This is a genomic window from Psychrobacter sp. UBA3962, assembly GCF_002385225.1.
GTDB lineage: Bacteria > Pseudomonadota > Gammaproteobacteria > Pseudomonadales > Moraxellaceae > Psychrobacter.
Genome location: NZ_DGDC01000006.1, coordinates 1 through 10,040 on the forward strand (window position 1 = coordinate 1; position 10,040 = coordinate 10,040).

The window sequence follows — 10,040 nt, forward strand, 5'->3', positions numbered from 1 at the left end:
TATTTCAGGACGAGACAATTGTTTTTTTAGGAGCAATTGTTTTTTAATGAGCGATTGGGTTTTACGAGCTATTAGCAGTCAACAAAGACTAACATAAAAATCGATAAAATTTGCGCTTACTGATTAAATATTCTAATCTAGTTGTTAAGTTCAGTATTTCAGGAAGAGATACGGTTATCTATGTCTTCAAGGCAGGAGTAACTTATAACATAAGGAAAGTGCAATGACTCACAATTTAAATACCCTGCAGAAAAATCTTATCAAAAAAAGCCAAAAGAGACCTGAATGGCAAGATCCAAAGCGTAAGTTATGGCTACTGAGTCCCATGGCTCCGGTCATTGGTTGGGCAATGTATTTAGCCGTCAAAGATCAACAGGGCTTTGATGCCAAAAATACCGCCCTTGCCTGGAGTGGTAGCATTTTTACCTATGGCTTCATCCCTTTGGCTGATTACTTGATAGGTCTAGATAAAAGCAATTTATCAGAGCAAGCCTATCAAGTTCTTGAAAAAGACCGCTACTATCAAAAGATTGCGCATGCCTTTATTCCGCTGAATTATACTGCGCTGTTTATTGCTGCCCATCAGTTTACCCATCGCAAGCTGCCTTGGTATAACAAGCTCGGTGTGGCCATCACTTCAGGTATTGGTAGTGGTATCGCCATCAATACTGCTCATGAACTTGGGCATAAATCAGACAAGCTAAATCGGACACTAGCGCGCATTAGCCTAGCACCTTCTGCGTATGGGCATTTTGCTATTGAGCATAACTTTGGCCATCATCGCTGGGTGGCCACACCACAAGATCCTGCCAGCAGTAGGTATAATGAAAGCTTTTGGCAGTTTTTACCACGCACCGTTATTGGCGGATTACGCTCTGCAATTAATATTGAGAAACGCCGCTTGCAGCGAAAAAATAAGTCTTTTTGGCATAAAGATAATGAACTATTGCAGGGTTGGGCCATCACTGCTGTACTTTACGCCACGCTTTTGAAGCTATATGGCAAAAAGGTGATTCCTTTTATTGTGATTCAAGCAGCATACGGCTTTAGTTTATTAGAGTCGGTCAATTATCTTGAGCATTATGGGCTACTACGTCAAAAGGATAGCAAAGGTAATTTTGTGCGTACAGAGGCTGCGCACAGTTGGAATAGCAATAACGTTGTGACTAATTTATTTTTATATCAGTTACAGCGTCATTCCGATCATCATGCGCACCCTAGCCGAGTGTATCAAGCCTTACGCCACTTTGATGAGTCGCCGCAGTTACCCAGTGGCTATGCCAGCATGATTGTGCCGGCATACATTCCACCGCTGTGGTTTGCTATTATGAATAAGCGGGTAGTCGCTCACTATAACGGTGACATGAGTAAGATTAACTTGCATGACAAGCCGCTCAGTCCGCGTATGCAGCAAGCAACCACTACTGTGCGTCAAGGCTTGGATTGGCTAAAACAGCGCTTCTAAACGTAGCAATCCAGAAAGAAAGTGGTCTTTGTCTTCATCCTTATCATTAAAGTAGTTAAGTTCGGTCTGTAAGTATAGCCAGTCGCGCCAAAACGGTTGACGATAAGTGATGGTAGGCCCATAACTGTTTAAGGAAGGCTCGCTGTTTTCAAAGTAACCGAAGGCAGAGACACCGTAAGACAGCTGTTTTTCTTTTTCAAAGAAATGGATTTGGCGCAATTCATTACTCCAGTCCGTTTCTTCTTTATCGCCTTCATGACGATAGCGAACATTAATATTGTTATTAACGAAGCTGTTGTGGTCTAAGGCATACTGAAAGTTTAGCTCGCCTTTTAAAGCGTGTTCACTGTCACTGCCATAGCGGTAGTAGTTATGAGTGGATACTTTCCACTTATCTTGCTCATATAAGTCTCTATCGGCACTAAGCTTAAGATAAACATCATCACCAGAGCGGATACCAATGTCAGCATCGAAGCCAAGGGCTTCTTCTATTTTTGACCAGCGTAGAGCGATAGAGGCGTTGTCATCGCGGGTCTGTTTTCGATCATAAGTTTTTTCTTGATAGCCCTGATTATTATTTGAATTACTGCCTTTCGAGCCTTGGGTTAAGATCCTTTCTTCATCTAAATCTTCATCACCAATAATTAAGCTAAGACGCTTTTCTAATACTGGCAGCTTTAAACGGCCTCTAATTCTTGGTTTGACTGAGACTTGGCTACCTTCAATCGGATCATCTGCCCAGCGGGTGTCTAAGACAACTCTCAGGCTAGCAGAAGCAGGTTTGTTTGGATCAGGCTCACCAAACCAATCATCCATAATGTGCGCCCAGTCACCCAACTTGCCTTTAACTTCTTCGCGTTGTCCATCTGCCCATTCAGCAGCTTCCTGGTTGATGGTAGTTAGCATACCCGGCTCATCTTCAGTGTCGTCAGCTTCAATAGATGCTTCGATAGATGAAGATCCTTCTGTTTCCATAGAAACATTTTGCGTTTCAATATCATTGGTTTGGACGCTGTCGGTTTCAATGCTATCGTTGTTAGTAGAAGCCTTGTTTTGACTACTATCCTCAGCGATGGCGGCTGAGCTAAGACACAGACAGGTAAGTAGGGGAAGTAAAGAGCAACTAATTTTAGTGGGCTTGTTCATAGAGAAGAGATTCACAACAGTTATTAAATAGGCTTAAATAATCGATAAGAAGCTTACGCCATATTTATTAAAAAGAGAATACAACCTAGCCAAATAATTGGATACTAATCAGATATTTATTCTATTTTAAACCGTTATGAAATCTCTCAAATATAAAAAATCACTTACTGGCAATAAATTTAAAAGTAAGTTTTATCAAATACTTGTCTTAAACTGGTCGGCTCTTTACGTTTTACTTGGTTTTGCTCGTGACGCACTTCAGATGAGGTTTGATAAGCTCGCAGGCGAGACTGCTGAATCCGACCAATCGGACGGTTTTCCTCTAGCGCTCTAAAGGTAGTAAATGACAAATGTTCCATGGCTTCAAAGTTACCATCTTCGGGAACGTCCTGACAGGGAATGGTTAATTTTGCTACGGTCACAAAAGGGGCCTCAGATTCTTTCCACTCTGTGGTTAATTCTTCAATAGGCTGTTTTTTGAGATTACGGCACAATTGAATCTGAACCTCGAATTGATAATCATGCTCGCTGATTTCCTTTAATAACGCCTTTCTAACCGTTTCGTCTTCACTGAATAAGTGCAGGTCAGGGTCATTGATTTTTTTAATAGATTCCTTGGTAGGTGTCACTCTTATTTTGCCCATGTAATCACCGTGACGAACCACCCCTTGAGAGAAGTAATCATATAGCCAAGGATTTTTGGGGCTGATGGTCGCCAGCTTGCGAAAAGCATTTAATGTTTTTAGCCCCTCAAAATCTGGCAGCTCTTTACCGTATTTGGTTAACCAGTTAAACACAAATTTGGCCTTATTTAACTTGCTACCATCTAGGTAACTGTTAAGACCAAAATTGAGTTTAGATAAATAAGCATAGTCTTCCAATTTATTGGTAAAAAATACCGGCGCATTGACCAAAGCAAAGTCCATAGTAGGCGCGTCTGGCTCATCAGGGGTTAGTTTGGGACCCGGTACATCAAAGACTTTGAATGACAAACCAATACCCATGCCCAGACGTCTATCTGGAGCAATGGTGGCAGCTGCATTAGAAAATCGAATTACTGCATCATGGATGCCCGGTGTAGCATATACGCCTTGTGCATATTCTGCTGGCAGGTTGTCTAATACTTCAAACTTCGCCTTTAAGGCGCAATAGCCTTTGGCGTGAACGGCACGAGTATGATGATCGTAGCTTTTACCTTTGTTATTTTGTTTCACAAATTGGCGGATATCATCAGTAATCATATCTACAATAGACTCTTCTTCAGCACTTAAAGTGGTGTATTTTTCATCGAAATTGACGTATTTGGGCTTTGATTTAAATAGTTTTTTTAACATATTGGTTGCCTTGAATTATAGTAATTTGGGTGACCTTTTTATCATAGACAACTTTTTAAGCCCGTAGTGATTTTTAGTATAGTTAATACGTAACAGTAGAATTAATGCGTAACAATAGAGAAGGGTAGATGATAAAAGCCAATAAAAGTTAATGAAAGCTACAGCTGGCTTTGTTTCCATAACTCATTGGCCTCAATCAAGTAGGTTGCAAATGAGACAAAAAAAGGCGGGAATGACCCTTAGAGCCAATCCCGCCATACATATAAAAATAAACAGTTATTAATTAAATACTAAAAGTTTAATGAGCCTCATCCCAGTTATCGCCAACGCCAGTTTCAACCAGTAACGGTACCGCGAAATCAACCTCCCAGCCCATTTCTTTAGCTGTATCGCTTAGGACATTTTGCATGGCGTTTTTAATTAAATCGCTTATCTCATCGACTTTATCGGCATCTACTTCAAACACCAACTCATCGTGTACTTGCAATAACATCTTGGCATTGTCTGCAGGCAAGACTTTATCCACCGCTATCATCGCCAGTTTAATTAAATCAGCAGCACTACCTTGAAGGGGTGCGTTAATGGCAGCTCGTTCAGCACCACGGCGCACCATTTGATTACTATGATTGATATCCGGTGTATACAGCTTACGCCCTAAAATAGTTTCGATATAACCGTTATCAACGGCATTACTACGGGTGTCATGCATATATTTCCTGACTCCAGGATAACGCTTAAAGTACTGATCAATATAGTCTTGTGCTTCACCACGAGTCATTTCAAGCTGTTTCGCCAATCCGAAGGCACTCATGCCATAGAGCAGACCAAAGTTAATGGCTTTGGCGTTACGACGCTCAGTGGGAGTAACGTCCTCTACGGATTTACCCAATACTTCCGCCGCTGTGGCACTGTGAATGTCTAGACCCTCATTAAACGCTTTGGTTAAGTTAGCATCACCAGAGAAGTGCGCCATCAGGCGTAGCTCAATTTGTGAATAGTCCGCAGCCAACAAGACACGGCCCTCAGGCGCGATAAAGGCTTGACGGATAAGACGGCCAGTCTTAGTGCGAATAGGGATATTTTGTAAGTTTGGGTCTGTTGAGGATAAGCGGCCGGTACTAGTTAAGGCTTGATGATAGCTGGTATGCACCCGATCAGTGTCTTTATCTGCCACAGCATCTAGCGCATCGGTATAGGTGCTCTTTAACTTTGATAAGCCGCGATATTCAAGGGCAATCTCAGCTAATGGGTGGGCAATTTTTGATAGCACTGCTTCGCCGGTGGAGTATTGACCGGACTTAGTCTTTTTACCGCCCACAACGCCAAGCTTATCAAATAAAACTTCGCCCAACTGTTTGGGTGAGCCCAGATTGAATTCCTCGCCAGCCTCATAATAAGCCTGTTTTTCAAGCTCGCCAATCTCTTCATCGAAGCGCTTTGACAGCTCATTTAAGAAGGCTCTTTTAATCAGGATACCGGTTGCTTCCATGTCACATAATATCTGTGATACAGGAATTTCAAGCTCATGTAACAGGCGCTGATTAACCGTATCGTCTCTTAACTTCTCTTGGAAGACTTCAAAAAGTTGATAGGTAATATCGGCATCTTCACAAGCATAGTCACTGGCAATATCTACAGCCACTTTATCGAAGGTGACCTGTTTGGCCCCTTTGCCAGCCACATCTTCATAAGTAATGGTTTGAGTATGCAGATAATGGCGAGCAAGATCGTCCATGCCATGACGAGTAGCGGCAGCATTCAGCACATAGCTGGCAAGCATGGTGTCCATCTTCCAATTGCTTGGGGTGACATTAAGATCAATACCGTAGCGACGTAACACGTGAGCATCATACTTAATGTTTTGGCCGATTTTACCGATTTCTGGGTTTTCTAAAATGGGCTTTAATTGTGTCAAAACTTTGTCTTGGTCTAGCTGTTTTGAAGTTAATTCATCATCTTCTAAGCTATGATTGAGAGGAATGTAATAGGCTTCATGAGCTTGTAGTGAGAAAGACAGACCTACGATATTTGCTTCTCGCCAATCGATGCTCGTGGTCTCAGTATCTACCGCAAAATGACTGGCCGCTGACAGTTTTTGTAGCAAGCTATCAAAAGCGGGCTCATCCAAAATAGTATGCCAAGCTTGGTCGTGATCTTTACTGTCTTTAATAATGTCGATGATGGCCGCCTGTTTTTGGTTTTGCAGAGTCTTAGCCACCTGTGCTTGTGATTCCGCTTCTGCTTTACTATCAGCCACACTGTTTGTAGCCATGTTGGCAGGATGATTGGGATGAGCCAAAGAGGCCAATTCATTTTTGAACTCAAGCTCAGTATATAGATCACGTAGCTCTTCGATATAAGCGGTTGGGTCAGTATCAATACGTAAGTCATCCCAGTCTTGACCAATCTCTAAATTGGTAACGATGGTGGCCAGTTGTCTGTCGCGGGGAATGTTGTCAGCATATTCGATCAACTTCTCACCGACCTTACCTTTGATTTCACTGGCATTGGCCAAGATGTTGTCTACATTATCGTATTGATTAAGCCATTTAACAGCGGTTTTTTGACCAACACTTGGCACCCCTTTAATGCCGTCAGAGGCGTCCCCCATTAAGGTCAGTAAATCAATCATTTGGGTGGGTTTGATGCCATATTTCTCTTCGACCCCTTGCTCATCTACTACTTTGCCTGAGAAGCTGTCTTCAAGAATTACACTGTCATTAATCAGCTGCATCATGTCCTTATCACCGCTGGAGATGACCACATGATGCCCCTCTTCAACGGCGCGATAGGTTAGGGTACCGATAATGTCATCAGCCTCAGCCCCTTCGATGCGTAATAAAGGGATGCCTAGAGCACGGACTAAACGGTGAATATAAGGGATTTGTTCCGCCAATTCAGGATCCATTTTTGGACGATTGGCTTTATATTCCTCTGACATAGTATGACGAAAAGTGGGTGACTTGGTATCAAAGCACACGGCCATATGAGTCGGGTTATAACGACGCATGACTTTTAATAAGGCATTCAACGTCCCACGAATGGCGTTGGTAGTCAGCCCTTGGGTATTCATCATGGTCTTGGGAAGCGCATGATAAGTTCTAAATAGATAGTAAGAGCCATCCACTAAGATAAAAGGAGGCTTCTCCTTATCAACATGACTGGTATTCATCGAGGCAACATTAGGCATGTGCGCAAAGTCAGGCATCACATTGGGGTCTAATGCTGCATGAGAGGTATCGGTTGTGGTATCGGCAGCTTCAGTTAGATGGGCAGTATCTTTAGCAGTTTTATCGGTCATAGGATGTCACTTGTAATCAAAGTTGTAAAAATAAGAAGTTAGGTTATAAAAAAAGAATTTCTAATAATAAGTTTTTTTTGTTCAGGCAGGTTGTAGGGACCTGTTAGTTGGTTTTTTTAAGATGGATTAGGCTCATTATAACTAAAATTTTGACTGTCGTTAGGGTCATTGCTTGTTGATTGGTAGTAGGGAGCAAGTTGTAGGGATTTATTGGGGTCACACAAAGTTCAGTTAATAAAAAACCCAAACTGCGCAAAGGCAGTTTGGGTTTTTAAAGCTATCAAACAAAACTATTAAATTCAGTCGGCTTACTTAGTTTGATTATAAGATAAGCTTGAGCTTAAAGGCTAAGTTTGAAAGTTAATTCTGGCTATTTTAGTTCAGAGCTAACGGCAACTTCGATATTGCCACGAGTGGCTTTAGAGTAAGGGCAAACTTCATGGGCCGCTTCCACAGCCTTTTGAATGTCGTCAGCACTGGCTTCAGTGTTGGAAGCAATAACGTGTAATTTAACCGCTAGCTTGTAGTCATGCCCCTCACCTTGTAATAGGGTAACTTCTGCTTCAGTGGTTGAATCAAATTTAATCTTTTGCATTTGCTTTACCGCACCCAAAGCACTATCAAAACAAGCGGCATAACCCATAGCAAAAAGCTGTTCGGGGTTATTACCCTTGCCAGAGCCAGGGGCCTTCATATCAATTTGTAAGTCACTGTCATTTAGTGTGGCTGAGCCATTACGACCACCGCTTACTGTGGCTTGAGTTGTATATAAAGTCTTCATATTAATCCTTTTTTATAATTTATTGTCACTACTTATAGAAACTTCAGTTTATTAACTGGTTTTAATTAGCTAGTTTTAAATAGGAGTTTGCACAACACCTAGTTCTAGCATAACAAAACACAGGCCGTTTTTCGTTTAGGGCTGGTAAAGCTTTACCCGTACTGTGTAAGTCGATATTACACATTCTTTATTAAGCCAACATCTTCTGCACCCACACTAGAAATCCGTTACAATACGCACATTAATTTTCCCAATTATTTCTTATTTTGTTTGTTACCCTATTTCTAAATTGAATATTTTCTCTGAAACACCCTCTACATTTAAGTTGAAAAGCACATTATGAGCGTAGATCAAAAAACTCTGAACAAAGAAGTTGCCAAGCGCCGCACCTTCGCCATTATTTCTCACCCCGACGCCGGTAAAACCACAATGACTGAGAAGCTGCTGCTTTGGGGTCAAGCCATTCAGGTGGCCGGTGAAGTGAAGGGTCGTAAAACTGACCGCCATGCCACCTCAGATTGGATGAGTATGGAGCAGGAGCGTGGCATTTCGATCACCACCTCGGTCATGCAGTTTCCTTATAAAGATCATGTGGTTAACTTATTAGATACCCCAGGTCACGCCGACTTCTCAGAAGATACCTATCGTACTTTAACGGCGGTAGACAGCGCTTTAATGATGGTAGATGGGGCAAAAGGGGTCGAGGAACGAACCATTAAATTGATGGAAGTGTGTCGTATGCGCGATACGCCCATCATCTCGTTCGTTAACAAATTGGACCGTCAAATTCGAGATCCTTTAGAACTGCTAGATGAAATCGAAACCGTTTTAAAAATTAAATGTGTGCCCATCACTTGGCCTATTGGTATGGGTCAAGACTTCGTTGGGGTTTATCATCTGACCGAAGATAAAACTTATTTATATCAAAAAGGCCATGGCGGTGAAATCACTGAGATTGAAACCCGTGAAGGCTATGACTATCCAGATATCCGTGAACGCCTAGGAACCCTAGCATTTGCTGCGTTTGAAGAGTCTCTTGAACTGGTGCAGATGGCGCTTGAAGACTTTGATATTGAGCTGTTTTTAAAAGGTGAGATGACGCCGGTATTGTTTGGTACCGCACTGGGTAACTTTGGCGTTAACATGGTGCTAGATACCCTTATTGAGCATTCACCAGCACCTAAGAGCCATCCTGCTAAAGAGCGCCAAGTTGAAGCCAACGAGACCAGCTTTAGTGGCTTCGTATTCAAGATTCAAGCCAACATGGATCCCCGTCACCGTGACCGCATTGCCTTCTTGAGAGTATGTTCTGGTAAGTATGAGAAAGGCATGAAGATGAAGCATGTCAGCTTAGGTAAAGATGTGCGTATCTCAGATGCTTTGACTTTCTTAGCCGGAGATCGTGAAGCGTTAGAAGAAGCCTATCCAGGGGATATTATTGGTCTACATAACCATGGCACCATTAGTATTGGTGACAGTTTTACTGAAGGGGAGGAGTTGAACTTTACTGGTATTCCTCACTTCGCTCCCGAATTATTCCGCCGAGTAGTATTAAAAGACCCTCTAAAATCAAAAGCCCTACAAAAAGGCTTACAGCAGCTAAGTGAAGAGGGCGCGACTCAGGTATTTATGCCACAGATTAATAATGACTTAATCTTAGGGGCAGTAGGGGTGCTTCAGTTTGAGGTGGTGGCGCACAGATTAAAAGAAGAATACAAAGTTCAGTGTATCTTCGAGCCAGTCTCTATTGCCACAGTGCGCTGGATTCATTGCGATGATGAAGCGGTATTGGCCAAGTTCAAGAAAAAGGCCCATGATCAGCTATCTATTGATGGTGGCGGCTATCTAACTTACTTAGCCCCAAGCCGCGTCAACTTGCAACTGATGCAAGACCGTTACCCAGAGGTGACCTTTAGCAATACCCGTGAGCATTAATAGACTAAGTTGGCTTGCCCAACAAAGTGTTAGCTCAACATTAAAATTTATATCCTATAAAAAGGCGCTCTGAGTGAG

6 protein-coding genes are annotated in these 10,040 nt (G+C 42.3%); 2 read left to right on the forward strand and 4 right to left on the reverse strand.

What is annotated here, in order from left to right:
• The first annotated feature begins 223 nt into the window (after nt 1-223).
• Nucleotides 224-1,465, forward strand: coding sequence for an alkane 1-monooxygenase (locus B3S92_RS01915; RefSeq protein WP_296202189.1), 1,242 nt, complete (start codon nt 224-226; stop codon nt 1,463-1,465).
• Here B3S92_RS01915 and B3S92_RS01920 read toward each other — a convergent pair.
• From B3S92_RS01920 to B3S92_RS01935, 4 genes are all read right to left on the reverse strand, one after another.
• Nucleotides 1,448-2,611: a hypothetical protein gene (locus B3S92_RS01920; protein ID WP_296202190.1), complete on the reverse strand. Its 1,164-nt coding sequence runs from the start codon at nt 2,609-2,611 to the stop codon at nt 1,448-1,450. The genes B3S92_RS01915 and B3S92_RS01920 overlap by 18 nt on opposite strands.
• Before the next feature lie 179 nt (nt 2,612-2,790).
• Nucleotides 2,791-3,945, reverse strand: coding sequence for a catalase family protein (locus tag B3S92_RS01925; protein WP_296202192.1), 1,155 nt, complete (start codon nt 3,943-3,945; stop codon nt 2,791-2,793).
• Nucleotides 3,946-4,243: 298 nt separating this feature from the next.
• Entirely contained in the window at nt 4,244-7,153 is a 2,910-nt protein-coding gene (gene polA / locus B3S92_RS01930; protein ID WP_296202195.1) for a DNA polymerase I, read from the reverse strand.
• A gap of 463 nt (nt 7,154-7,616) precedes the next feature.
• A complete protein-coding gene (locus B3S92_RS01935; protein WP_296202193.1) occupies nt 7,617-8,027 on the reverse strand; it encodes an organic hydroperoxide resistance protein in 411 nt (136 codons plus the stop codon).
• Between the two features lie 339 nt (nt 8,028-8,366).
• Between B3S92_RS01935 and B3S92_RS01940 the strand changes: the two genes are divergently transcribed.
• A complete protein-coding gene (locus B3S92_RS01940; RefSeq protein ID WP_296202194.1) occupies nt 8,367-9,962 on the forward strand; it encodes a peptide chain release factor 3 in 1,596 nt (531 codons plus the stop codon).
• Nucleotides 9,963-10,040 lie beyond the last annotated feature (78 nt).

Excerpts from the sequence above, each read along its gene's own strand:
- B3S92_RS01925 (WP_296202192.1), bottom strand. The coding sequence starts at position 3,945 with ATGTTAAAAAAACTATTTAAATCAAAGCCCAAATACGTCAATTTCGAT.
- B3S92_RS01940 (WP_296202194.1), top strand. The coding sequence starts at position 8,367 with ATGAGCGTAGATCAAAAAACTCTGAACAAAGAAGTTGCCAAGCGCCGC.
- B3S92_RS01915 (WP_296202189.1), top strand. The coding sequence starts at position 224 with ATGACTCACAATTTAAATACCCTGCAGAAAAATCTTATCAAAAAAAGC.
- B3S92_RS01920 (WP_296202190.1), bottom strand. The coding sequence starts at position 2,611 with ATGAACAAGCCCACTAAAATTAGTTGCTCTTTACTTCCCCTACTTACC.
- B3S92_RS01935 (WP_296202193.1), bottom strand. The coding sequence starts at position 8,027 with ATGAAGACTTTATATACAACTCAAGCCACAGTAAGCGGTGGTCGTAAT.
- polA (WP_296202195.1), bottom strand. The coding sequence starts at position 7,153 with ATGCCTGACTTTGCGCACATGCCTAATGTTGCCTCGATGAATACCAGT.